19 protein-coding genes are annotated in these 24282 nt (G+C 59.2%); 11 read left to right on the top strand and 8 right to left on the bottom strand.

The window, feature by feature from the left end; translation table 11 throughout:
* The first annotated feature begins 18 nt into the window (after positions 1-18).
* The 6 genes from rpiB to PMI32_RS28465 all read left to right on the top strand — a co-directional run bounded on the left by rpiB (position 19) and on the right by PMI32_RS28465 (position 7065).
* Positions 19-498: a ribose 5-phosphate isomerase B gene (rpiB, locus tag PMI32_RS28445; protein ID WP_008023941.1), complete on the top strand. Its 480-nt coding sequence runs from the start codon at positions 19-21 to the stop codon at positions 496-498.
* 77 nt (positions 499-575) lie between these two features.
* On the top strand, positions 576-1547 hold the full coding sequence (gene tal / locus PMI32_RS28450; protein WP_008023939.1) for a transaldolase: 972 nt from the start codon (positions 576-578) through the stop codon (positions 1545-1547).
* 14 nt (positions 1548-1561) lie between these two features.
* Positions 1562-3580, top strand: coding sequence for a transketolase (tkt, locus tag PMI32_RS28455; protein WP_032828533.1), 2019 nt, complete (start codon positions 1562-1564; stop codon positions 3578-3580).
* A 2-nt stretch (positions 3581-3582) separates the two neighbouring features.
* The gene (gene pgi, locus PMI32_RS28460) at positions 3583-5343 is read left to right on the top strand and encodes a glucose-6-phosphate isomerase (RefSeq protein ID WP_008023934.1); all 1761 of its coding nucleotides are present in this window, start codon (positions 3583-3585) and stop codon (positions 5341-5343) included.
* A 29-nt stretch (positions 5344-5372) separates the two neighbouring features.
* The gene (locus tag PMI32_RS30500; RefSeq protein ID WP_238541009.1) at positions 5373-5552 is read left to right on the top strand and encodes a hypothetical protein; all 180 of its coding nucleotides are present in this window, start codon (positions 5373-5375) and stop codon (positions 5550-5552) included.
* A complete protein-coding gene (locus PMI32_RS28465) occupies positions 5476-7065 on the top strand; it encodes a methyl-accepting chemotaxis protein (protein WP_443216488.1) in 1590 nt (529 codons plus the stop codon). The genes PMI32_RS30500 and PMI32_RS28465 overlap by 77 nt, the downstream gene beginning before the upstream one ends.
* Positions 7066-7136: 71 nt before the next feature.
* On the opposite strand, the gene PMI32_RS28470 is transcribed toward PMI32_RS28465, so the two are convergent.
* Together PMI32_RS28470 and PMI32_RS28475 are read right to left on the bottom strand one after the other, a co-directional pair.
* Complete coding sequence (locus PMI32_RS28470) at positions 7137-7760, bottom strand: YitT family protein (protein ID WP_008023930.1); 624 nt, start codon at positions 7758-7760, stop codon at positions 7137-7139.
* A 72-nt stretch (positions 7761-7832) separates the two neighbouring features.
* The gene (locus tag PMI32_RS28475) at positions 7833-9137 is read right to left on the bottom strand and encodes a cytosine permease (protein ID WP_008023929.1); all 1305 of its coding nucleotides are present in this window, start codon (positions 9135-9137) and stop codon (positions 7833-7835) included.
* Between the two features lie 660 nt (positions 9138-9797).
* Between PMI32_RS28475 and PMI32_RS28480 the strand changes: the two genes are divergently transcribed.
* From PMI32_RS28480 to PMI32_RS28495, 4 genes are all read left to right on the top strand, one after another.
* Positions 9798-11336 carry a hydantoinase/oxoprolinase N-terminal domain-containing protein gene (locus PMI32_RS28480; protein WP_008023926.1) on the top strand — a complete coding sequence of 513 codons (1539 nt, stop codon included), beginning with the start codon at positions 9798-9800 and terminating at the stop codon, positions 11334-11336.
* A 35-nt stretch (positions 11337-11371) separates the two neighbouring features.
* Positions 11372-12484, top strand: coding sequence for an S-methyl thiohydantoin desulfurase family protein (locus tag PMI32_RS28485; RefSeq protein WP_008023923.1), 1113 nt, complete (start codon positions 11372-11374; stop codon positions 12482-12484).
* A 134-nt stretch (positions 12485-12618) separates the two neighbouring features.
* The gene (locus PMI32_RS28490; RefSeq protein ID WP_008023921.1) at positions 12619-13539 is read left to right on the top strand and encodes a hypothetical protein; all 921 of its coding nucleotides are present in this window, start codon (positions 12619-12621) and stop codon (positions 13537-13539) included.
* A gap of 102 nt (positions 13540-13641) precedes the next feature.
* Positions 13642-16338: a helix-turn-helix transcriptional regulator gene (locus tag PMI32_RS28495; protein ID WP_008023919.1), complete on the top strand. Its 2697-nt coding sequence runs from the start codon at positions 13642-13644 to the stop codon at positions 16336-16338.
* Between the two features lie 34 nt (positions 16339-16372).
* On the opposite strand, the gene PMI32_RS28500 is transcribed toward PMI32_RS28495, so the two are convergent.
* From PMI32_RS28500 to PMI32_RS28525, 6 genes are all read right to left on the bottom strand, one after another.
* A complete protein-coding gene (locus tag PMI32_RS28500; protein WP_008023917.1) occupies positions 16373-17005 on the bottom strand; it encodes a Rossmann-fold NAD(P)-binding domain-containing protein in 633 nt (210 codons plus the stop codon).
* A 17-nt stretch (positions 17006-17022) separates the two neighbouring features.
* The gene (locus PMI32_RS28505) at positions 17023-17472 is read right to left on the bottom strand and encodes a cyclic nucleotide-binding domain-containing protein (RefSeq protein WP_008023916.1); all 450 of its coding nucleotides are present in this window, start codon (positions 17470-17472) and stop codon (positions 17023-17025) included.
* A gap of 324 nt (positions 17473-17796) precedes the next feature.
* On the bottom strand, positions 17797-19458 hold the full coding sequence (locus tag PMI32_RS28510; RefSeq protein WP_162130725.1) for a phytoene desaturase family protein: 1662 nt from the start codon (positions 19456-19458) through the stop codon (positions 17797-17799).
* A 108-nt stretch (positions 19459-19566) separates the two neighbouring features.
* Positions 19567-21015 (bottom strand): aldehyde dehydrogenase family protein, encoded by a 1449-nt coding sequence (locus PMI32_RS28515; protein WP_008023910.1) that lies wholly within the window; start codon positions 21013-21015, stop codon positions 19567-19569.
* 91 nt (positions 21016-21106) lie between these two features.
* Entirely contained in the window at positions 21107-22123 is a 1017-nt protein-coding gene (locus PMI32_RS28520) for a zinc-dependent alcohol dehydrogenase family protein (protein WP_008023908.1), read from the bottom strand.
* A gap of 75 nt (positions 22124-22198) precedes the next feature.
* Entirely contained in the window at positions 22199-23467 is a 1269-nt protein-coding gene (locus tag PMI32_RS28525; RefSeq protein WP_008023906.1) for a serine hydrolase domain-containing protein, read from the bottom strand.
* A 115-nt stretch (positions 23468-23582) separates the two neighbouring features.
* Between PMI32_RS28525 and PMI32_RS28530 the strand changes: the two genes are divergently transcribed.
* Positions 23583-24282, top strand: a 700-nt coding sequence (locus PMI32_RS28530; protein WP_008023905.1) for a LysR family transcriptional regulator, incomplete at its 3' end; no start/stop codon positions are given.

Below are 24282 nucleotides of genomic sequence, written 5' to 3'. Positions count from 1 at the left end.
GGCAGTGGAGGAAAATTTATGGAAGCAAACACATCGTTCTCTGTAGCCATCGGTTGCGATGAGGCTGGCTACGAGCTCAAGGAGCTGCTCAAGCTCCATATCGAAGCGTTGGGTTACAGGCTTCAGGACTTTGGCTGCTACTCGTCCAGCCCGGTGCTTTACCCGGATATCGCGGCGGCGGTGGCGACCGCTGTCAGTGCTGGCGAGCATCGTTTGGGCGTGTTGATTTGCGGAACCGGCATCGGCATGGCCATTTCTGCGAACAAGATCAAAGGCGTTCGTGCGGCGCAGGCCCATGACACGTATTCGGCCGAGCGCGCACGCAAAAGCAACGACGCGCAGATTCTGTCCATCGGGGCACGGGTGATCGGTCCTGAACTGGCCAAGAGCATTGTCAAAATCTTTCTGGAGTCCGAGTTCGAAGCTGAACGCTCCGGTTCGAAGGTCGAGCGGATCACCGCTGTCGAGAAGGCGGATAGGGAGCTGCCGGGTAAATAAGAGGGGATATACCGTGCCCCGAGTCTGGTCAGGTTAAGCGCCAGGGACTGAAACACAAATCAACAAGAGCCCAGAAAATGTCCAACCTGCTTGAACAATTGAGACAACACAGCGTTGTGGTGGCCGATACCGGCGATCTCGACGCGATCCGCCGCTTCGCGCCTCAGGACGCTACTACCAACCCTTCGCTGATTTTGAAGGCGGTTCAGTCCGGTCAGTACAACGCTCTGGTCGATCAGATCCTGAGTGATGTGCGTGGTCTGGGCGTCAGCGTCGAGGACGCGATAGACGAAGCCTGCGACCGCTTGGTGGTTGCCATGGGCAAACAGATTCTCGAGCTCGTGCCGGGGCGCGTGTCGACCGAAGTGAGCGCCCGACTCTCCTACGATAGCGTGGCGAGCATTGCCAAGGCCCGGCGCCTGGTTGAGCTGTACGAAGAGGCCGGCATCGGTCGGGACCGCATCCTGATCAAATTGGCCGCCACCTGGGAAGGCGTGCGTGCTGCCAAAGTGCTGGAATCGAACGGCGTCCAGTGCAACCTGACGCTGATCTTCAACTTCGTCCAGGCACGGGCCTGCGCTGAAGTCGGGGCCTACCTGATCTCGCCTTTCGTGGGGCGCATTCTCGATTGGTACATCAAGGCTAATCCAGGCGTTGTTTATGCGCCTGATGAAGAGCCGGGCGTGCAATCGGTGCGCCGCATCCTGCAGTACTTCCGCCAGCATCGCTATTCCACTGTGGTCATGGGCGCGAGCTTTCGCAATGTCGGTGAGATTCAGGCGCTGGCCGGTTGCGACCGCTTGACCATCAGCCCGGCGTTACTGGAAGCACTTGAAAGCAGTGAAGCCCGGCTGGTGCCTGTGCCGATCGAGGGTGCCGGGCACGATGGTGCAGCGCCCAAGCGACTGAGCGAAGCCGAATTCCGTTGGCAAATGAACGAGGATGCCATGGCAACCGAGAAGTTGGCCGAAGGCATCCGTGGTTTTGAGGCGGATCAATTGAAGCTCGAAGCGTTGCTGCGCGAAAAACTTACCGGAGGTGTAGCTTGAACATGCCTGAACAGATGTTGAAATCGAGTCGTCGTGAGCGTGCCAACGCCATTCGTGCCCTCAGCATGGATGCCGTGCAAAAAGCCAACAGCGGCCATCCCGGTGCCCCTATGGGTATGGCGGATATCGCCGAAGTACTTTGGCGTGACTACCTGAAGCACAACCCGAGCAATCCATCGTTCGCCGACCGAGACCGCTTCGTGCTGTCCAACGGTCACGGCTCGATGTTGATCTACTCGTTGCTGCACCTGACCGGCTATGACCTGTCAATCGATGACCTGAAGAACTTCCGCCAGCTGCACAGCCGCACTCCGGGTCACCCGGAATTCGGCTACACCCCGGGCGTTGAAACCACCACCGGTCCTTTGGGCCAAGGCCTGGCCAACGCCGTTGGTTTTGCCCTGGCAGAAAAAGTCCTGGCGGCGCAGTTCAACCGTCCGGGCCACAACGTTGTCGACCACCACACCTACGTGTTCCTGGGTGATGGCTGCATGATGGAAGGCATTTCCCACGAAGTCAGCTCGCTGGCCGGTACCTTGGGCCTGGGCAAACTGATCGCCTTCTACGATGACAACGGCATCTCCATCGACGGCGAAGTCGAAGGCTGGTTCACCGACGACACGCCTAAGCGTTTCGAAGCTTATAACTGGCTGGTGATCCGCAACGTTGACGGTCACGACCCTGAAGAAATCAAGATCGCGATCGAAACTGCGCGCAAAAGCGATCGGCCAACCCTGATCTGCTGCAAGACCACCATCGGTTTCGGTTCGCCGAACAAGCAAGGCAAGGAAGACTGCCACGGCGCCCCACTGGGTGACGCGGAAATCGCTCTGACCCGTGCTGCGCTGAAATGGAACCACGGTCCGTTCGAAATCCCGGCCGATATCTACGCCGAGTGGGACGCCAAGGAAACCGGTCGCACGGCCGAAGCCGAATGGGATCAGCGTTTTGCGGCTTACTCGGCTGAATTCCCGGCGCTGGCCAACGAATTGATCCGTCGTCTGAGCGGCGACCTGCCGGAAGACTTCGCTGAAAATGCCTCGGCGTATATCGCTGAAGTGGCAGCCAGGGGCGAAACCATCGCCAGCCGTAAAGCCAGCCAGAACGCCCTGAACGCCTTCGGCCCGTTGTTGCCGGAATTCCTCGGCGGCTCCGCTGACCTGGCCGGTTCCAACCTGACCCTGTGGAAAGGTTGCGAAGGCGTCACCGCCGAAGACGCCAGCGGCAACTACATGTACTACGGCGTTCGCGAATTCGGCATGAGCGCGATCATGAACGGCGTGGCCCTGCACGGCGGCCTGGTGCCTTACGGCGCGACCTTCCTGATGTTCATGGAATACGCGCGCAACGCTGTGCGCATGGCCTCGCTGATGAAACAGCGTGTCGTGTTCGTCTACACCCACGACTCCATCGGTCTGGGCGAAGACGGTCCGACTCACCAGCCGATCGAGCAACTGACCAGCTTGCGCAGCACGCCGAACCTCGACACCTGGCGTCCGGCCGATGCCGTTGAGTCGGCGGTGTGCTGGAAAAAGGCCATCGAGCGCAAGGATGGTCCTTCGGCGCTGATTTTCTCGCGTCAGAACCTGCAACATCAGGAGCGCAGCACGCGGCAGATCGCCGACATCGCCCGCGGCGGTTACGTGTTGAAGGATTGTGCAGGCGAGCCTGAGTTGATCCTGATCTCCACCGGTTCCGAAGTGGGTCTGGCGGTTCAGACCTACGACAAGCTGACCGAACAGGGTCGTAAGGTGCGCGTGGTTTCGATGCCTTGCACCAGCGTGTTCGATGCTCAGGACGCCGGCTACAAGCAAGCGGTTCTGCCGTTGCGGGTCAGCGCCCGGATCGCCATCGAAGCCTCGCACGCGGACTATTGGTACAAGTACGTGGGCCTGGAAGGCCGCGTGATCGGCATGACCACCTACGGCGAGTCGGCGCCCGCGCCAGCGTTGTATGAGCACTTTGGTATTACCCTTCAGAACGTGCTCGAAACGGCGCGGTCACTGCTGGCCACGTCGCCGGTGGGGGAATAACCATGCGGGCAGATGTCGATTGCGAAGCCCTGGGTACCAGGGCGACGCCACTTGCACCGGAGTCGGTGCCGCCGTCTTCTGAGCGGCAACCTTCCACCAAGCATTATCTGCAACCGCTAGATGCAACCAGCCTGCCTTCCTGGCGGGCTCTGCAAAAGCACCGTCTGGCCATGCAGCGCTTCAATATGCGCGACGCATTCGAGGCTGACGCCGGACGTTTCAGCGCGTTCAGCGCTTCCAGTTGTGGTCTTTTTCTGGACTACTCGAAGAACCTGATCACAGGAGAAACCCGTGATCTGTTGATCCAGCTGGCTCGGGAATCGGGGCTCGGCGAGGCGATCCAGGCGATGTTTGCCGGCGAGCTGGTCAACGCCTCGGAGCGTCGTCCCGCCTTGCATACGGCCTTGCGTCGTCCGGTGGGTGATCGCTTGATCGTCGATGGACGTAACCTGATGCGCGACGTCCACGACGCCCTTGGGAAAATGACCGAAATCGTCGGCCGCATCCATAACAGGTTATGGCGCGGCTACAGCGATAAAGCGATCACCGACGTGGTCAACATCGGTATTGGTGGTTCCTTCCTTGGACCGGAACTGGTGTCTGAGGCGCTCTTGCCCTACAGCCACCCGTCCGGTGTGCGCTGTCATTACCTGGCGAACATTGATGGCAGTGAGTTCCATGAGCTGACTGCACGTCTGCACGCCGAAACCACGCTGTTCATCGTCTCCAGCAAGACTTTCGCAACTCTGGAGACCCTGAAGAACGCCGAGGCCGCGCGCTCCTGGTACCTGAATAGCGGCGGCAATGAGCAAAAGCTCTACCGACATTTCATCGCCGTCACCAGTAACAACCAGGCGGCCATCGACTTCGGCATTCGCGAGAAAAACATCTTCCCGATGTGGGATTGGGTCGGCGGTCGCTATTCGTTATGGTCGGCGATCGGTTTGCCAATTGCCCTGGCCATCGGCATGACCAACTTCAAAGAGTTGCTCTCCGGTGCCAATGCCATGGATGGCCATTTCCTCAACGAACCGCTCGAAAGCAATATGCCGGTGTTGCTGGCGATGCTTGGCATCTGGTACCGCAACTTCTGGGATGCCCAGGCCCATGCGTTCCTGCCCTACGATCATTACTTGCGAAACTTCGTAAAGCACTTGCAGCAGATGGACATGGAGTCCAGCGGCAAGAGCATTCGCCAGGACGGTTCGCCAGTGTCCTGCGGGACCGGGCCGGTGATCTGGGGCGGTGTTGGCTGCAACGGGCAACATGCGTATCACCAACTGCTGCACCAAGGGACGGCGCTGATACCGGCGGACTTTATCGTTCCGGTCGTCAGTCACAAACCCGTGGCCGACCACCATCACTGGCTGTATGCCAACTGCCTGTCGCAAAGCCAGGCGCTGATGCGGGGCAAGAGCCTGAAGGAAGCCGAAGTCGAGTTGCGGGCCAAGGGCCTGTCGAAAGCGAATGTGCAGCGCCTGGCGCCCCACAAAGTGATCCCGGGCAACCGACCCAGCAACACCCTTGTGATGGAAACCCTCGATCCCCAACGTCTTGGCGCATTGATCGCGCTGTTTGAGCACAAGGTGTTTGTGCAGGGCGTGGTTTGGGGGATCAACTCGTTCGATCAATGGGGGGTTGAGTTAGGGAAGGAGCTGGGAACGAACGTCTATAGCTGCCTGACCGGTTTCGACCCACCGCCTGCCGACGACTGTTCGACTCAGGGCCTGATCGATTACTTCCGCAGGCGTCATCGCGGCTGAATCGGGCAGCGAAAAAACAGGCGAACAACATGAATGTGTTGTTTGCCTGTCTGGGGTTGGCGCTCGTGCCTGACTATTTACTTGGGGTGACATATGCTTCTCAGAAAGCTGAATCTCGCGCCTCGCTCGGTTCTGTGTTTCGGGTTTTTCTGCCTGTTGATTATTGGCATGGGGCTGTTCGCATTGAGGCAAGCGTCGGCTTTGAATGACGCAGAAGACTTCGTCGAAACGACGGTCGTTCCCACGATCCAGGTTCTGGGAGACCTCGATAAAAGCTTCGTCCTTGTGCGCAATGACAACGCCAACTTGCGTAACCCGCTCGAAACCGAAGAGGTCAATGCGAGCGGTCTGGCAGAGATAACGGAGCTACGGATCAGCGCCCAGGAAAAAATGAAACGTCTGTCTGATCTGATGCTCACGCCCAAGGACAGGGCGCTGCTCGATCAGCTGCACACCGACATCCAGGCATTTAACGCTATCGAAGATCAGTACCTGGACTTGATCAGGGCGAACGACTTGATCGGGGGCAACAGATATACCGTGACGGATGTACGACCGGGGATCGACAAGGTGTCCTCCGGTATTCAGGCGCTGGTCGAGCTGGGTCAGATCAAAGCCGGGGAGGCCGGTAAAGCAGCCGATGCTGTCTATCTGCAGACGCAAGTCATGGTCAGCGTATTGATCGTCACGTCATTGCTTGCGACGGTGCTGCTGGCCTGGCTGTACACCCGTAGCGTCACGGTGCCTCTGGGCCAGTCCCTGGCGATCGCCAGGCGTATTGCCAACAACGATTTCAGCCAGTCTATTGTGCTCAACGGTTGCGATGAACTGGCCAGGTTGCTGGCGGCGCTGGCCACCATGCAGACTAACCTTCGCGAGACGATCGCCCAGATTGGTGGGTCGTCGACGCAGTTGGCCACGACCGCTGAGCAAATGTATGCGGTGACGGAGAATGCCGCCCGGGGGATGGTCCGTCAGAACAATGAAATCGAAATGGCTGCCACGGCGGTCACCGAGATGAGTGCCGCGGTCGATGGGGTCGCCAGTAACGCGGCACTGGCCTCTGACGCGGCGACCCAGTCGAGCGCGACGGCTATGAGCGGTCGTAGCCGCGTCGATGAAACCCTCGGCGCTCTCGGTCTGATGGTCACAAGCGTGCGGTCCACCTCCAGCGACGTCAAACGACTGTCCGTCATGGCCGTGGACATCAGCAAGGTGCTGGATGTGATCCGGGCCATCGCCGAGCAAACCAACCTGCTGGCCCTGAACGCCGCGATCGAAGCCGCACGTGCCGGAGAGGCTGGGCGGGGGTTTGCGGTGGTGGCGGACGAGGTGCGGGCGCTGGCCCATCGCACTCAGGTCTCGACCCAGGAAATCGAACAGATGATAAGCGACATCCAGGCCGGGACTGGCAACGCCGTGGCGTCCATGGACCAGACCACCGTGCAGGCTGAAAAAACCTTGCGCCTGGCGGAGGCGGCGGGTCAGGCCTTGGCCGAGATCACCGAGTCGATCACGCAGATCAACGAGCGCAACCTGCTGATCTCGACGGCGGCCGAGGAGCAGGCGCAAGTCGCCCGAGAGGTCGATCGGAGCCTGATCAGCATCCGCGATCTGTCGACACAAACGGCTGCCGGGTCGCATCAGACGTCCATTGTCAGCGCAGAACTGTCGAAGTTGGCCGTTGGCCTCCATGGATTGGTCGAGCGTTTCAGGCTGTAAAGGCGGGCCGGGAAATCGATCGGCAATACTCTGCGCAGGTCGATATCACGGTCACCGTCACGCCCTGACAGTTATTCTCCCTGGTAACGACCCTCTCTGTGGTTTATGGAAAGAATGAGATTGAGTGTGATGGCGCTCAGTACGGACCACATCACACGACTGGGTTCAATAAATAAAAGCGCGCAAAGCACGATTGAGCTGTCTGCCAACATCTGGATGTTTCCGGCGCGCCAGCCGAATTTGTTTTGCAGGTAGAGAACGGCGATGCCAATGCCACCAAGACTGGTCCGGTGGCGAAACAGTACCAATGTACCGATCCCCAAAAGAATCCCGCCGTTGATACTGGCGTGCGCCGGGTGTACCCAGCCGATAGTGACCGTCATGGGGATCAGCGTTGTCATGAGTGAAAGCAGGGTGACCGCGCTAAATGTTTTCAGCGTAAACGCAATGCCCATGCGCTTTATCGCCAGGAGGTAGAAAGGGATATTCAGCAGGAAGAAGGAAAGTCCCAGCGGGACCTTCAGCGCATAGTGAAGGATGAAGGCCACTCCGGCGAGGCCACCACTCAGTAACCCGGCATCCTTGTACAGGTTCAAGCCCATGGCTATGAGCGTGGTGCCGATGACCATCGCAATGATGTCTTCCAGATGGGTGTGGCTAATCGTTTGTTCCTGGGGGTGGTTGGCGTTGGTCATGGGGATATCGCATCGATTGAGAGTGTGGCGACGGTGCTGGCCGCAAGCGTGGGCATCGTTGTTATCGGGAAATCAGGAGTCTTGCCGTTCGAGTCTTGCCACTTGGGCACGTGCCATCAGGTATCGAAGGCACACGTAAGTGAGGCTCGACACCAGCAGTGAATCAAGTGGAGGAATGGACGTGACCACAAAGTGGATGTGATTGGCCGCATAGGCGAATCCACTACCGGCGATCCAGGCCAGGAAAGCCTCTGTTCGCCATTGCGTGCCTTCGCCGGTTAGCGCGAGTCTGGCGCCCAGATAGTAGTTGGTCAGGTAGACACCGGCGATGGGTGGAATAGAAATGCTCAGCAGGATCAGATAAGGGACGAATCCCTCACTGATGCCCATGAGTCCGGCAGTCGTGCCGACTCCCGCGGCTGCGAGAGCCAATTGCCATTTCGGGCGAAGAGGCGTGAGGGTCGAGAGGATCAGAGTGGACGCGTACAGGTTGTAGGCGTTGGTGGTCAGGGCGATCAGGAGCACCGCAATCATTGCCGGAATGCCCAACCCGAGGGAAAGCATGATGGTCACGATGTCCATCTGACCGGTCGCAACACTGGGTATGCCAGACAAGATCAGTACGAGAGGGAAGCCGACGCCATAGGCGAGTGCGCAGGCAAAGGCTGCTTGTTTCGGGGTTCGTGCGAAACGTGAGATGTCGGGCGCGAGCATGGCCCCGGTCATGATGCCGCCCACCACCATTGAGATGCCGGTGGTCATGGAAAAATCGTGTGTCGGGACCGTGTCCAGTACCGTTGACCATTTGACGTTCGCCAGCGCTGCAATGAGTGTCCAGAGCAATACAACGATCTTGAAGGGGGATGCCAACACGCTGAGAAGGTCGAGTGCGCGAAAGCCGAAAATGGTCAGTAGTGTCATCAGTGTGCAGCCGAAAAACGCCAGCCAATTCACCGGGATCGTTGCCAGCGTTGTCGGCAGCGTCGGTTGGAATGCCCGGCCGAACATCATGGCGATGACGCCGAACCAGCCCAGTATGGCGATCACGACGACGACATTGACGAGCAATCCTCCTCGCTCACCAAAGGCCTGTTGAATCAGTTGATAGCTGTTTTTTCGACTTTGTGCGCCAGCGATCGCGGCCGGCAGTGCGACCAGGGCCAGAACGAGCCCACCGATCAGGCTGGCCTGAATCCCCCCCATTACACCCAGCGCTTGACTGATGCTTGCCCCCATCATGAACGCTGGCAGGGCGATCATTACGCCGAGCAGGACCAAAGCTATTCTGATACCACCGATGAGGTGTGTTTCTGCGGCGTTCCTCCGACGATATTTCATCGAGTCCTGAGGGTTTGCGGTCTTGTTTAAACGGCTCATGTACATATACCTGCTGAAGAAAAATGAGGTGTTGTTATCAACGTTGGTTGGGGTGTTTATTGTTTTGCCTCGTCTGGGTGTTACCAGGTTTCTTTTATAAAGTTGTGACTTCTTGTCAGATGTTAGTGCGCGATATTTCAAAGGTTGCATTAATTAGGTATAGCGCTACGAGTACCGTGCAGCTGATCGTAGGGCGATATAGATAGTGCCTGCACAACTAATGTGGGGGAGGGAATACGTCAATGTGGGGGAGGCACGAGTTGACGGTTCTGGAGTGTGATCCCTGGTCATCAGTCCCGTTATCGGTAGATTGGGTAGGGTTGTGCCTGGAATGACGCGAATCGCTAAGGTGACGCCATGTCGATGGCCGAACTAGAGCCTTATCCCCCAAAATGCATATGAGGCTACCCCATCAAGCGCCTTCCTATTTTACGAAGTCTGTCCATAGAATCCGGAAGAGTTCAGTCGATACGCGAACTTTACTAAGGGCTTGTGGCAGATGGGTTCCTGTATGCGGTTTATATAACAAACCCTGTCTGTAAGACCTGCCTGTGTTGTGCTGTGGTTGAATCTGATTCCTGGCAGTTCATATCTGTGTCAGGTTTCGATTTTTCGGAGTTTTAATGCTCCAGCGCCTCATTTATATAAAAAGAGGATTATATGTATCGTGTAGGAATTGACGTGGGCGGTACTAATACCGATGCCGTAATGATGCGAGGTCGTGAAGTTATCTGCGGTACTAAAACGGCAACGACTCATGACGTGACGGGTGGTGTACTCGAAGCCCTTTCTCGGGTGTTGCGTGAGTCCGGGGTGACGCCCGCCGATCTTGGCGCCGTCATGATCGGCACGACACATTTCACCAATGCCGTCGTCGAGCGGCGTGAACTGTCCAGGGTCGGAGTACTTCGCCTGGCGCTTCCTGCGAGTTCCGATATACCTCCGTTGTCGGGCTGGCCAGCGGACCTTGTAGAGGCCATCAACCCTCTGGTGCGGTTGAGCGCTGGAGGGTATGAGTTCGATGGGCGGGAGATTTCTGGCATCGACACCTCGTCCGTTGTCCGGTTTGCCGAGGAGTGTGCGAAGGCCGGCATTCGTTACATCGCCATATCCGGCGTCTTTTCTCCACTGGTGCCCGACCAGGAACTTGAGGCGGCCGACCTCATTCGCAAGGTCTTGCCGGATGCCCACATCACGCTTTCGTCTTCTCTCGGGAATCTAGGGCTGCTCGAGCGTGAGAATGCCAGCATTCTCAATGCCGCCCTGGTTGACCTGGGCAAGCGCATCAGTCGTTCCTTTGCCGAAGCGATGCGAACCACTGGGGTCGTCGCGCCCTTTTTTCTTACGCAGAACGACGGCACCTTGATTGCGGCAGAACGGGTCGCGGACTTTCCGATCCTGACGGTCGCCTCCGGCCCTACGAACTCCATGCGTGGCGCGGCTTTCCTGTCTGGCACCCAGGATGCGATCGTCGTGGATATCGGCGGCACCACCTCAGATGTGGGGTTGTTGCAGAAGGGCTTCCCGAGAATGTCGGGGGTGACGGTCGAGGTCGGCGGTGTGCGCACTAACTTCCGGATGCCTGATGTGCATTGCATCGGTTTGGGTGGCGGCTCGCACGTCGACCTCAATGCCGGCACGTTCGGCCCGCGCAGTGTCGGCTATCGGCTCTACGAGAAAGCACTGGTCTTTGGGGGCGATGTCCTGACCGCCAGTGATATTGCAGTGGCCGCCGGCATCGCCGGGTTCGGTGAGGCAGCGCTCGTTGCCCATCTGGATGCTTCGGCGGTTCGCCGGGCAGTTTCTCGCATGCAAGACATGGTGGCGACCGCTGTCGATCGCATGCGCGTGTCCGATGCGCCGATACCGGTGCTGGTGGTGGGTGGCGGGAGTGTCCTGCTCTCTGGCGACATCGATCGCTTGCCCACTGTTCGACCACCTTCGTTCGAGGTCGCCAACGCGGTCGGTGCGGCCATCGCCCAGATTGGCGCAGAGATCGACCACGTCTACCGCTTTTCGGACATCAGTCGCGATGAGGCCATTGCCGATGCCACTGCGCGTTGTCGGCAGAAGGTCATCGACGAAGGCGGCGTGGCCGATACGGTTGAAACCATCGACATCGAAGACACCCCCTTGGCTTATTTGCCGGGAAAGGCCACGCGCATCCGCGTGAAGATGGTTGGAGACCTCCAGCTATGAACGGCTCACCTTGCACAACCTCCGGAGAACATGACATGTCGTACATCGATGCCGAGCAAATGGAAGCGATTGCCTTGGGTAGCGCCATCTATGGCACCGGTGGTGGTGGCGATCCCTATCTGGGCAAGCTGCTGGCCCAACGCATCTTGCGAGAGTCCGGCCCGGTCAATCTGATCGACGTATTGTCACTATCCGACGATGCCCTTGTCATTCCTGTTGCCGGCGCGGGAGCGCCCGTGGTTCTCACGGAAAAGTTGCCGAGCGTAGAGCCCCTTATCGTCGCGTTGCAGGCGCTGGAAAAACACCTCGGTAGAAAGGCTGACGCCACCCTCTGTCTGGAGGCCGGAGGATACAACTCGACTATCCCGTTCTCGATCGCCAGCCGTCTCGGCATTCCGCTGATTGACGGGGACACCATGGGGCGTGCATTTCCGGAGTTGCAGATGACCACCTGTACCCTCAACAACATCACGGCGACGCCGATGGCGGTGGTTGATGATCGTCTCAACGTGCTGATGATTCAGTCGGGAGGCAACAGCTTCGCCGAACGAATCACCCGCAGTACGCTGATGGAAATGGGCGGCTCGTGTGCCTGTGCCTTGTACCCGATGACTGGTGCACAAGCGAAAAAAGCCGTGATTCGCGGATCGATTCGCGCCTTGCAACGGGCTGGCCAGGTGGTGCTCGATGCCCGCCGCAGCGGCGCTGACGCAGTCCAAAGTCTGCTCGAAGCGTTGGGTGGTTTCAGGTTGTTCCAAGGCAAGGTCGTCGGTGTCGACCGGCGTCTGGAAGGTGGATGGCAGCGGGGTGTCGTCACTCTCCAGGGCCTCGATGACTTTGCCGACAGCACAGCAAGGCTCGATCTGCAGAACGAATTTCTCTACGCGAGTGTCGACGACCAGGTGATCGCGATGACCCCCGACCTTATCTGTTGCCTGGACTCCCAGTCCGGCGAGCCGATCACCAGTGAGGCCATGCGATACGGGCTGCGTGTCACCCTCATGGGCCTGCCCAGCCACACAGCCTGGCGTACACCGGCAGGCCTGGAACTCGCCGGGCCGCGCCACTTTGGTTTTGACAGCAATTACATATCGCTCGAAGAACTGGCTGCTGCACATACAAGGACTCGATCGACCGTAACGCTCTGATTGGCCGGCGTCGGTTCCCCACGGCAACCCAAAACAAGAACGAACTTTTCGCCCCTTCGAAAGAAGGGGTTTTCCAGGCTTTTGCTCAATTTCTGCCCCTACAAGCTACCCACAATAATTAATGGGACATTGATATGAAAAATTCACGTTTGGCCGTCGCTCGCCCTGGAGCGTTTATCCAGTCTGTGGCTTGCTCGTTTGCCGTCTTTGTCATCGCATTGCTCTGGGCGACGACGTCCAGCGCGGGCAACTTTATCGGCCTCGCTCAACCGGGTGTACCTGGCACCTTCGGTGTCTTGCTGATGCCTTCGGTTTCCCATTCACAACCTGATACCAACACGGGGAAAATGTTTTCGGAACTGGCCTACTACAGCGAGACGGGGTTCACCGGCACCACCCGTGACCAATTCGAGGCATGGCTGGGATTTTATGGCGGGTACCAGGACACACCCGAAGGCTCCAGGGATTCGAGTTGGGGTGTCACGATGCCGGAACTGGGGCTCGAGTATTACTATCAGGTCGTCCAGCCAGGCAGCGCAGCGTTTGGCAGCGATGAGTACAGGAGCTGGTGGGTCAGTCCCGAGCTGATGTTCAACGGTCCGAATGGCAGTGACAAGACCACGGGGTTTGGCGCGGGTGGTAACCAATGGTCGATTGCTACCACGGTGAATAACTACGTTGCTTATGGCCGCTGGCACGCGACCTTTGCGCCGGTGTCGCTGGTGTATCTGTTTAAAAACCGTAACTCGACCGATCTGGGGGATGGGCAAAGCGTGAAAATGCGTGGCGCGTTGAGTGTCAGCCTGGCGGATGTCGCCGCGGGTTATCAGGTCAAGGACGACCTGATTGTCGGGCTGCACCATGCTTACAATATCTACAACATTGGCGATTCGGATTATGCTCGCGCCTCGGAGGGGATGATTGGACCGACCTTCACTTATCTAGGATTCGCCAAGGATAATTTCTACTTGGGAGGAACGCTTGATTTCGATTACCACCATCAAGGCGTACCGCGTACCACTTCTTTGAATTTCTTGTTGGTAAAGTCCTTCTGAGGCCGCCGAGGCGTAAAAATCGGGCAGGCCTGAGCGTGTCAATCGGGGCTGGCTTTGCCGCCATGGAAGGTGGCGTCAAACCCCTCTGATTGGAGAGAGTGCGTGGAACCCAATGTCCGATCCAAAGCCGTTTCCCGCTTCATGCCGGACGTGCGAATCGATGCCGCGTTAGTGCGTGAGCGACTGTTACTGCAACTGGATGGAACCTCTGTTGCCAGCGCGTCAATGACCATCCTTCGAGCGCCTGCCGGCTTTGGAAAAACCACGCTCTACGCACAGTATTCGCGGCAATTAAAGGCGTCGGGCATTACAACGATATGGATGAATGCTCAATCTCAGGACCGGATGTCATCCCTGTCTGATGTGTTGTCTGAGGCGCTGCATCATTCGGGGCTTTGCGGATTCCGACCCTGCGTGCGAATCACCGAGCTGCTTGCCCAGGTCAGTGAGCGTGTCGGGCGCTTTGCATTATTCATTGATAACGATGAATGGCTGGATACGGAAGCAGATGCCCAACTGATCGAATTGGCCAGAGAACTGCCGGATGGCGTGAGTTGCTACCTGGCCGGCCGGCGTCGACAAGAGGCGAGGTTAAGTCAGTATCTACTGGGAGGCTACGTCCGCCTGATCGGTCCGGAGCATCTTGCCTTTACGTTCGAAGAGGCCGCGAGCCTGTTCACCGACGGTGTGCCGACCGAGGCATTGACGCAGGCCTGGACTCGCAGTGAAGGCTGGCCCGCGGCGATGCAGTTGATGGCGCACCATCATGCCTTCAGATCACCGGGGGACAGGGAGGTATCATTCGTCAATTCCAATCCGATGGCCGCCGCACTGGTGGAGTCCCATGATTACGTTGCTTCGCAGATCCTGGCGCCATTGCCCGACGAGGAGCGCCGCTTCCTGCTGGACACATCGATACTGGATGAGGTGACAGTCGACATTGCCAATGCAGTGCTTGAACGCTCTGACAGTGCAAATCATATCGCTTGGTTCGCGGGGCTGGCTCCGTTGCTCAAACATCGGACTGATGCGACGTCGATTCATGTGAACCCCTGGCTGCGCGAATCCCTGATCTGGCACGCTCGCCTTAGCGGGGATGACGTAATTGCGCGTCGGCACTTGCGAGCGGCGAATGCCTACGCGGCCCATCAGGATTTGATCCGGGCGGTGGACCAGGCCATACAGGCCGGGGAGCCGGAAACAGCGGCCCGAATTGTCGAGCACAACGGTGCCGTACGGTTGATAGCCGATGCCGGCATCGGCAGAACCCAGGTCCTGCTTTCACGCCTGCCATCGGCGGTCAGGCAGGCCCATCCCAGGCTGCGCCTGTTGTACATCGCGCATCTGCTGACTGAAAACAACGCCCGCGAAGCGTGCTGGGACATGGAGCGATTGCAGCGCGAACTGCAGCTGGCGGAGCCTGGCAGCCCATTCGCGCGGCTGGCTGCCGATGAAAATTTCCAGCTCGAAGTCTCGTTGGTCGATTGCCTGGTCCTGCTGAATCGGGCCGAGCACGAACTCATCATTTCACCTTGGGCACAACTCGATCGGGTCACGCGCCTGGCGATGGTCCAGTTCTGCGATGACTGGCGAATACTCGGTCTGTTGTTGCCCCTGCAAATACTCTTTTTGCACCGCTATGGCCCCTTGTCGGGGGCGGCTCGCTACATCGCCCGGATCGAATTGATGTACCGCTCCGAAAACAGCGATTACAACATCCAGTGGGTGCGTTTTAATCGGGCACGCGAATGTGTGGGGTCCGGACACCTGGATCAGGCCGAAGACATTCTGCTCAAGGCGATCGATTCAAGTCATGCGGTCATCCGCTTCGAGCAAACGTCGTTCCGCAACATGGTGGCCGCTTTGCGCGCGCGCGTTGCGAACCTGAGCGGCGAACTGGAAAAAGCCCTGGCCATTCTTGGGGGAATCGAAGCGCATTCTGCCGGACTTCTGTTCGAGGTGACCGCCGCGGTCTACATCGAGCGCGCCCGTTGTTTGTACGCCCTTGGCGATACGGTGGCCGCGATGGTTCAACTGGACGCTGCACAACGGCTCGCCGACGCCGAAACGTTGCCGCATCTTGGCGTGTTGGCCGCCTGCACCAGGCTGGTCTGGCTGGCCGACGAGGGGCGCAACGACGAAATGGAAGTGTTGGCGATGCAGATCAATCTCAAAGGTCTATGGAAGGACGCTCGCGGTATCCGCAAGTTGCCGTGGGCCGACGTAGAAGCCGTCGGGCGTGCTGCCATCCGGTTTGCGTTGGCGCGCGGTGATTTGAAGTACGCCAGCCTTTATGCCGATCGACTCCAGATACTGGCAGAGCAGATGGAGGAGCGTCCTGCGGTGATCGGCGCCAGGTTGTTGTACATGCGTGTTCTGATCGCCATCGGTGATGAGTGCGGGGCACGGGGGATGTGGCAATCGGCACTTGCCATCGCCGCTGAGGGCTGCATCTCTCAACCGTTCGTGGATGAGCTGGTGGACATCGCCTGGCTCGAAGCCCGGGGGGGCGACGAGCCGACGGCGATCATCGGATTGAAGCATCGGATTCGTGATGGCCGACTGGCCGCGATACGTCGAAGGATCGAGCGCAATGTGCAACTGACCGTCCGGGAACGCGATGTCATGTACTGGCTGGTGCAGGGGCTGGCGACCAAACGGATCAGCCGTGAACTGGGCGTTTCACCGGAAACGGTCAAGCAGCATCTGAAGACGATTTTCACAAAGCTGGGCGTCGGCAGTCGAGGTGCCGCGACGGCCGCAGTCATCGGCAATGTCATCCCGGTGAGTGACAGGTAAATCCTGCGGGCTGTTCGTCAGGTTGACCGGGTATTCACACAAGGTCTCTGGAGGTGAGCATGTGAATGCCATCTGCCCTGGACAGCACCGCATCGATCATCACCCTGGCAATATTGGCTGGGGGATTGATCCACAGGCCTCGCGGCAATATCGGCCGAAGCAGGGCGGCCAAGGGAAGTATCAAACGCTCGGCAGGACGAAACTCCTCACGACTGCCACCGATCATGCCTGGTCGGATAATCGTCATCGAGGGGAACCCGATGCGCTGAATATCCCGCTCGAGCTCACCTTTGATCCGGCAATAGTAAAGCGGTATGGATAAAGAGGCCCCGGGCGAAGAGATCACTGCGCAAGCCTTGGCTCCCAGCGACAAAGCCAGTTCTGCAAACTTGATCGGCAACACGTAATCGACCTCTCGGAACGCTTGCTTTGAACCCGCCTTCGCGATCGTTGTTCCCATCGCGCAGATCATGGCGTCTATTGACAGCTTGGCGACATCCGGAAGGGCATGCCGTAGATCCTCTGACACCGGATTACTGAGTTTGGGGTGTGCGGGGAGGGCACGGCGGGTGGGCGCGATAACCTGTCCGATACGCTCATCTTTCAGTGCTTGCTGAAGTACGTTGCGCCCAACCTGTCCCGTCGCGCCGAGAATCAATACCTTCATTGTCGTTGTCTCTTCCTTCAATGGCCCGAAGGCCCCAATGGCTGGGAATTGCTGTGGAACATCGAGCCGTAATAAAGGCGGCCATCATCCAGGTGGTGGCCAAACGCAAAGCCTTTCTCCAGCATGGTGTTCATGTCGGCCTCGGTAATGCGCATCACATAGCTGTGTTCGGTCGTGATCAGCGCGCAGTTCGCACCTTGGGCTTCGCGAATGTTGAACCACTTGCCCGGGGCTGCGTGTCTGCTGGGAAAGGTGCTGCCGTCGTAGTGAACCCGCCATTCGCCGTCCAGCAAGATCCAGTAATCCGTCGCCGATGCGCCGGTCTGATCGACCTTGGCGATGACCGAACCCGCCTCGGTTTCCCATTCCCGGGAATGGTCGATGACCCAGCGCAATTGCTCTGTCGACAGCGATGTGAAAAATGGTGTGTGCCGCAGCAAATGCAAATACGTGATCGAAGGTTTCATGGTCATTTCCTGCCTGGCATCGGGCGTACGCTGAGCACCACACGCCACAAGCCCCATCGTTGTGAATAGCGCCAGGGTTGCAATCTGCAGACACCTGCGTAGCGGTGCCGCGCTGTTACTCAAATTGAAATTCATCACAGTCCTGCAAGAGGGCGGTCGGACATGCCTCGCGCCTGGGTGTGGGGCAGAGAACGAGGAATGATGGACTGTTTTTCGGCGAAGATAATGACGCAAAAATTGACTATACAATTCCATTTACCTCAACAATCGCGGGCGACGTCCAGCAATGTTCCGGCTCAGGAGAAAGCACGGAAACAGCAATCGCTACGCTGTCGTGGCTCGACGACCGAGTCCGTTTGAAGCAACCACTTCTTTCAGGGTGCGTCCTTGATCCTGCAACACGGCTTGTGCCGTATTACGTCCCGGCAGACCGCTGATTGACCCGCCCGGTGCCGTGCAGGCGCCCGTTTGATAGAGGCCGGGAATGCCCATGCGGCAGGGGGCGAAGTTGCCGCCGCGATTGTCGAAGTGGTGCGCGCTGCCTCGCCACATCGAAGGGTTCATCCGTTCAATATCCAGAGGGCTTAACAGGTAGCTGGCGAGCAGCTTGTCTTTGGTCAGGTTGGTCGTGTAACCCATGTAACGCGTTAAAACAGCGTCGGCGACCTGAGCCTTGATGGCATCCCAGTGTTGCGGCCCGCCCTTGAGGTTGTAGGGCATGCACCCTTCGATTTTCAGCAGGCCCTGGCCTGCCGGCACGCGGGACTTGTCGAACACCGACGGGTGACAGACCTGAAGCGGGTAGTCCGCAATGTTCAGCTCGCCGCGCACGTCGTCCGGGGCCAGCGTGAAAATACTCGCGGGGTCTTCCATCAGCGAGGCTTCGCAGCTGGCAAGGTTTGCGCCTGAGGCCAACGGGTACTCGGGCTCTTGCGTAAATGCAAAATGGAACTGGAACATGGCCAGTTCCGGTTGCATGAGGCTGACCCCATCGAGAACGGCATCACCAAACAGCTCGCGAGGCGCCATGTCGATCAGGTGCTTGACGTGGATGCTTGATATCACGCCCTTGTCGGCCCGGTATTGCGTGCCATCGGCGCACTCGACACCCTTGCACGCGCCACTTTCGATGATCAGTTGGACAATCGGCTTGCGGGTGAGAATCACCCCGTCGTGCGCTTCGATAAAGCGCCCAAGCGCCACACTCAACATCCCGGAACCGCCCTTGGGAATGGGCCGGCCTTTCAGGTGGTCGAGCATCGAGAACGCCTGTTTCCCCGTGCCATAGTCGCTGCCCAGTGGGCCAAAAAACCGTCCGCCGGAAAGGGCGGCCGCGCGCATTTGCGGGCTTTCCCAAACCGCTTGGGCCGCCGTGAAACCCGTCATCTCGCCCAGTCGTCGCAGGTAGAGGCCGTCACGGGTGGTGGCCGCTGTTTCGGGCGTCATTAAGGACAGGTTTGCACGCGCCGCTGCCATGCGCCTGAAAGTCTGTGCATCCTTTTTTGATACCTGTTCGATGGTCGCGGCGGTGCGCTCGACATCATTGCGAAAGACGGTGAACGACGCGCCGTCGAGGAATGGATAGTGCAACACCACGTCTGGATACAGGAGCTCATAGCCGTACTGCGCCAGGTCCAGTTCATGGTCACGTATCAGCGGGTTAGCGAGAATCGCGCCGTGGGCGCTGGAACACAGATCCTCCTTGAAGCCTGGCAGCAGCGGCTCGGTCGTCTTGCAGCCACCGCCGATGACGGAATCACCTTCAAGTACTAGTACCCGGTAACCCGCCTTGGCAAGATAAGCGGCGCAGACCAGGCCGTTATGGCCAGCGCCCGCAATCACATAGTCGAAATGCTCAGACAGCGGTTGAGCTCGTTTTACGAATGCCTGTCCGGTATCGGCGGCATCGGCAGGGACCATGCCTGCAAGACCTGACAGTGCGACCGGAATAACGGCCGCTGCTTTGAGAAAATCGCGACGATCCATAGGCGGCATCTTCTGCTCCTGTCTTCACTGATGTGACGGGGAACTTCGTGAGCATTGGCGTTGAATGGGCGGCGGCTTGTTTGTGCGCCGCCCATTGCCGACCTGCCTTTACCCTTGACGGAAAACCTGAAGAATCTGTTTGTACTCCAGGAAGTCATCCAGGCAGGCCAGGCCACCGAGCCGACCCTGTCCGCTGTTCTTGAAGCCGCCTTCTTCGAACTCGACCTGCATGCTCGCCCAGTCATTGATGCAGATGTGACCGGCATCGAGTTGCCGGGCGACGCGGATCGGCCGGTTGACATCGCGACTCCAGATACAGGCACTCAGCCCATATTCGCTGTCGTTCGCCATGGCGATCGCTTCATCCTCGGTGTCGAACACTTGTAACGTCTGGACCGGGCCAAACACCTCCTCACGCGAAATCGCCAGCCCCGAGGCCGGAACCTCCAGCAGCGCGGGGCGGTAGAACGCGCCACCGGCCAGTGGCCCTTCGCTGATCAGACCGCCACGGACGATCGCTGTCGCGCCATCGTCGAGCGCTGTTTTCACCATCTGGTCGACACGCTCGGCCGCCTGGCGGTCGATCAGCGGGCCCATTTGGCTGGCGGGGTCTGCCGCAGGCCCGGGTTGCACGGACGACAGTCGTTGTCCGAGCAGCCCCTTCAGTTTTTCCGCGATGCCACGCTGCACCAGAATTCGGCTGCCGGTCACACAGAACTGGCCTGCAAATACTGTCGATGACGCAACGATGGCGGGCACTGCCGCCTCGAGGTCGGCATCGTCAAAGACCAGATGTGGTGTCTTGCCGCCCAGTTCCAGGCCAATACGCTTGAACTGCGCAGCGCCAGCAACGGCGATCATGCGGCCTGTCGCGGTGCTGCCGGTAAAGCTGATCACCGGTACGTCGGGGGAGTCGACCAGGAACTTAGCGCCGTCGGCGCCGCTCTCGATAAAAATGTTGACCGCGCCCTTGGGGAGCTCCGGAACGCTGGCCAGTATCTGCGCGGACAACCGGGCTGCCTGAGCGGCTTGTGCCGGTAGCTTGATGACCGCGGTACACCCGGCGGCAAGCGCTGGTGCCAGTGCGCGAATCAGCAGAAACGCGGGTGAGTTCCACGGCACGATCAGACCCGCTACACCGACGGCCTGACGCAGTGCCATGGATTGTGTGCCAGGGCGCGGTTCGGCCACGCGACCGAAGGTGTGCAGCGCCAGGCCGGAGGCAAAGCGCAAGGCGCGGACGATTTGCATGACCTCGAAACCGGCTTCGATTTTCAACTTGCCGTTCTCGGTGGTCAGGCAATCGATCACTTCTTGCGAGCGTTGTTCGTAGGCATCCGCGAGGTGGCTGAGTGCGGTCGCCCGACGCATCGCGTCGACTTTCCAGTCGCTGTCGAGAAAGACTTGCCTGGCGGCGGCCACAGCCTTTTTCGCCTCAGCCACGCCCCCGTCATAGAACGAGGCGAAAGCCTCTCCGGTGGCCGGGTTGATGCTGTCGCGCAGTTGCCCGCTGTCCATCCACTCGCCATTGATCCAGTGCTTTGCTAGCTGACCCATGTGAAGACCTTTGAAGTGATAAGGGGGGGTAAAGAATGCTGATATCAACGGGTTTATTCAACACAAATCTAATATTGTGGGATTTGTGTATTTATGGGGTTTTGATCACGATCTTGCCGAAATGCTGACCCGATTGCAGATATTCGTAAGCGGCGACGGCTTCATCGAACGGGAAGACCTTGTCGATAGTCGGCACAATCCGGTTGACGTCGACGAAGCGCACGAGGTCTTCGAGCATGGCCCGGCTACCGGCGGTGACCCCAACCAGCCGTTTGGCACCGCCGATGAGCATGCCGGGCTCGATCGAGACGCCGCCGCCACCACTGACCCGGCCAATGACCACGACGGTTGCACCGGGACCGGAGGCTTTGAGTGAGCGGGCCAACGTGCCTTCGCCACCGACTTCGACGACCAGATCGACGCCGGCACCGGCGGTCAGCCGCAGGACTTCATCCTGCCATTGCGGCGTGGTGCGATAGTTGATCGTCGCATCGGCACCGAGGGCTTTTACCCGTTCGAGTTTTTCGTCCTGCGACGAGGTCACGATCACAAAGAGACCCGCCGCCTTGGCCAGTTGCAGTGCCCACAGCGATACGCCACCGGTGCCCAGAATGAGGACGCTGGAACCCGGCTTGACCGCGCCGGCGACGAACAACGCGTTCCAGGCCGTGACCCCGGCACAGGACAAGGTCGAAGCCTGAGCCGCTGTCAGGCTGGCGGGAGCCCGCGCGAAAAACTCCTCGCTCGCCACGATTTCCTCGGCGAGGGTGCCGTCGAATTGAGCGCCGAACGAAACCGCGGTTTTGTCCAGCGACAGCGCGCCATCCACCCAGCGCGGGTAATAACTGGTGATGACCCGATCACCGACTTTGAAGCGGCTGACCGCGCGGCCCACCGCAATGATTTCCCCGCAGCCATCGACCAGCGGGATGATCGGATAGCCCGGCGGGTTATAAAACTGCCCCCGTGCGAAGCTTAGATCGCGGTGGTTGAGTGAGGTCGCATCGATGCGCACTTTGATTTCGTGGGCGTCGGGCGTTCGATTGGGACGCTCGACAGGTTCGAGTCCGGCGATGCCGGTACCGGCCAGGATTTGATAAGCCTTCATGTTTACTTCCTTGACGTAGGTAACGTGATCGATTCAAAGAACCGGGGTTTGCGGAGCACGAACCATTGCTACGGGTCAGTCTGCGTAGGCGGCCCGGCGCAGCGCGGTCGGAAAATCCCCGCTCATTCCGGCGACCGCGGTGTTCGTCAGCGCGACGACGCTCAGGCCTTCAGCGGGATCGACCCAGAAGTTCGTGCCATAGACCCCGGCCCAGTTCCAACTACCGGCCCGCAGTGGCAATTTCGCCGCCAGCGGATCTTTGAGTACCGCCACTCCGAGCCCCCAGCCAAACCCCGGGCCTGCTGCGGCGACCGGCAGATCACCGATGGCGTTGCGGGTTATGGCCGCCACCGTGTCGGGGTGAATGATCCCGGCACCGCCCGTGCGGATCGCTTCGACGAATCGCAGATAATCCCTGGCGGTACCGACCATGCCGACGCCGCCCGAGGGGAAGGCGCTGCTGTCGAAGGCGCGGGCGGGCGAATAAACAATCGCGCTCGGGCCGAAGGGCAGTGAAAAGGGATCGGTCATGCGTCCAGGGTGAGGCGATGCATCGCCGTAAGGCGTGGCCAGAACGGTGTTGGGTTCAGCGACGAATGTGAGGCTGGAAAGGCCCAGAGGGTCGGTCACGAGGGTGCGTACCGCCTCGGGCAATGTCAGGCCGGTCACCCGCGCGATGACCGCGCCGAGCACATCGATGGCCACCGAGTAGTGCCAACCGGTGCCCGGCTCGAAAAGCAGCGGTGCCGAGGCGATGCGTCGCAGATTCTCATCCAGGGTCAGGCCGGACGCATCCAGCCCATCGGAGACGCCGAGCCGATGGTAAGCACCATCAGGCGCCTCAAGAAAACCGTAGGACAGACCCGCCGTATGGGTCAGCAGATGGCGCACGGTGATGACCGGTTCGCGGCCGTCCGCGAGCTTCGGACGAAAGTCCGGGAGCCAGCGGGTCAGCGGATCTTCCAGACCGAGTTGGCCCCGGTCGATCAGCGCCAGCGCCGTCACGCCCACGATGGGTTTGGTCATCGAGGCCAAACGACAGACTTCGTCTTCGTTCATGGGACGTCGGCTTTCCCGATCGGCAAAACCCGCTGCACGCTGGTAGACGATGTCGCCGTTTTTCGCGGCAATGACGGTCGCGCCGACAATCTGGCCGCTGTTCACTGCGTTGAAGATCACCTCGTCCAGCGCCTTGGCCCGACTCCATGTCGGGGCTGCCGCCAAGGCATTGGAGAGGGGACCGGCGAGCGCTACGCCCAGCCCGCCTACCGATGCGGTGACGAGCAGTTGGCGCCGGGAAAATTCTTTGGTGTCTGCCGCGTTTTGAAGCGTTGTGGACTCCATCACTGATTCCTGTCTCAAGCATGGTGACGACTTGGGCCACACTCTATATCTTCACTCCAGGGGTGATAATCCAGCGAACTGGTGATTCAGTTTTTAATGAGAGTGAGAAATAAAAATGCTTGATCGCATTACCGGAATGCAGATTTTTTCGCATGCCGCCCATCTGGGCAGCCTCTCGGCCAGCGCTCGGCAGATGGGGGTGTCGCCAGCGATGGCGACAAAACATGTGGATGCACTGGAGGTGCGATTGGGGGTGCGCCTGTTTCATCGAAGCACGCGCAAGCTCACGCTGACGGAAGCGGGTCAGCAATACCTGGACGCGTGCAGCCGGTTACTGCCGGACCTGGAGGATGTGGAAGCCATGATCGCCTCACAGCGTGTGGAGGCGAGCGGGTTGCTTCGGCTCAATACACCGCTGTCTTTCGGTGTGCGCTTCGTCGCGCCGTTACTGCCGGCATTCAATCGCAAGCACCCGGGCGTCACCGTTGATCTGGGGTTGAATGATCGCGTGGTGGATCTGATGGAGGAGGGATGGGACCTGACGATTCGGGTGGGACCGTTGAAAGACAGTCGTCTGGTATCGCGCAAACTGGCCGACAGCGCGATGGTCGTCTGTGCCGCGCCGGACTACTGGAATCGGCATGGACGTCCCGACCGCTGGGCTGATTTGCACACGCATAATTGCCTGAGTTTTTCCTTGTCGAGCCTGTCGCGTCCTGACGAGTGGCGATTCGGCAAAGACGCCGACAAGCGTGTGGCGGTAAAAGGCAGCTTGCGCACCAACAACGGCGATGCGCTGGTAGCGGCGGCCGCCG

The sequence above is a fragment of the Pseudomonas sp. GM60 genome (assembly GCF_000282415.1).
Lineage (GTDB): Bacteria > Pseudomonadota > Gammaproteobacteria > Pseudomonadales > Pseudomonadaceae > Aquipseudomonas > Aquipseudomonas migulae.
Note: the sequence above shows the minus strand (reverse complement) of the source record. Positions and strands in the feature narration are given on the sequence as shown.

Excerpts from the sequence above, each read along its gene's own strand:
- PMI32_RS30500 (WP_238541009.1), top strand. The coding sequence starts at position 5,373 with ATGAATGTGTTGTTTGCCTGTCTGGGGTTGGCGCTCGTGCCTGACTAT.
- PMI32_RS28500 (WP_008023917.1), bottom strand. The coding sequence starts at position 17,005 with ATGAAGGTATTGATTCTCGGCGCGACGGGACAGGTTGGGCGCAACGTA.
- PMI32_RS28515 (WP_008023910.1), bottom strand. The coding sequence starts at position 21,015 with ATGGGTCAGCTAGCAAAGCACTGGATCAATGGCGAGTGGATGGACAGC.
- PMI32_RS28470 (WP_008023930.1), bottom strand. The coding sequence starts at position 7,760 with ATGACCAACGCCAACCACCCCCAGGAACAAACGATTAGCCACACCCAT.
- PMI32_RS28525 (WP_008023906.1), bottom strand. The coding sequence starts at position 23,467 with ATGGAGTCCACAACGCTTCAAAACGCGGCAGACACCAAAGAATTTTCC.
- PMI32_RS28520 (WP_008023908.1), bottom strand. The coding sequence starts at position 22,123 with ATGAAGGCTTATCAAATCCTGGCCGGTACCGGCATCGCCGGACTCGAA.
- PMI32_RS28490 (WP_008023921.1), top strand. The coding sequence starts at position 12,619 with ATGAAAAATTCACGTTTGGCCGTCGCTCGCCCTGGAGCGTTTATCCAG.
- tkt (WP_032828533.1), top strand. The coding sequence starts at position 1,562 with ATGTTGAAATCGAGTCGTCGTGAGCGTGCCAACGCCATTCGTGCCCTC.
- pgi (WP_008023934.1), top strand. The coding sequence starts at position 3,583 with ATGCGGGCAGATGTCGATTGCGAAGCCCTGGGTACCAGGGCGACGCCA.
- tal (WP_008023939.1), top strand. The coding sequence starts at position 576 with ATGTCCAACCTGCTTGAACAATTGAGACAACACAGCGTTGTGGTGGCC.
- rpiB (WP_008023941.1), top strand. The coding sequence starts at position 19 with ATGGAAGCAAACACATCGTTCTCTGTAGCCATCGGTTGCGATGAGGCT.
- PMI32_RS28505 (WP_008023916.1), bottom strand. The coding sequence starts at position 17,472 with ATGAAACCTTCGATCACGTATTTGCATTTGCTGCGGCACACACCATTT.
- PMI32_RS28510 (WP_162130725.1), bottom strand. The coding sequence starts at position 19,458 with ATGGATCGTCGCGATTTTCTCAAAGCAGCGGCCGTTATTCCGGTCGCA.
- PMI32_RS28480 (WP_008023926.1), top strand. The coding sequence starts at position 9,798 with ATGTATCGTGTAGGAATTGACGTGGGCGGTACTAATACCGATGCCGTA.
- PMI32_RS28475 (WP_008023929.1), bottom strand. The coding sequence starts at position 9,137 with ATGAGCCGTTTAAACAAGACCGCAAACCCTCAGGACTCGATGAAATAT.
- PMI32_RS28485 (WP_008023923.1), top strand. The coding sequence starts at position 11,372 with ATGTCGTACATCGATGCCGAGCAAATGGAAGCGATTGCCTTGGGTAGC.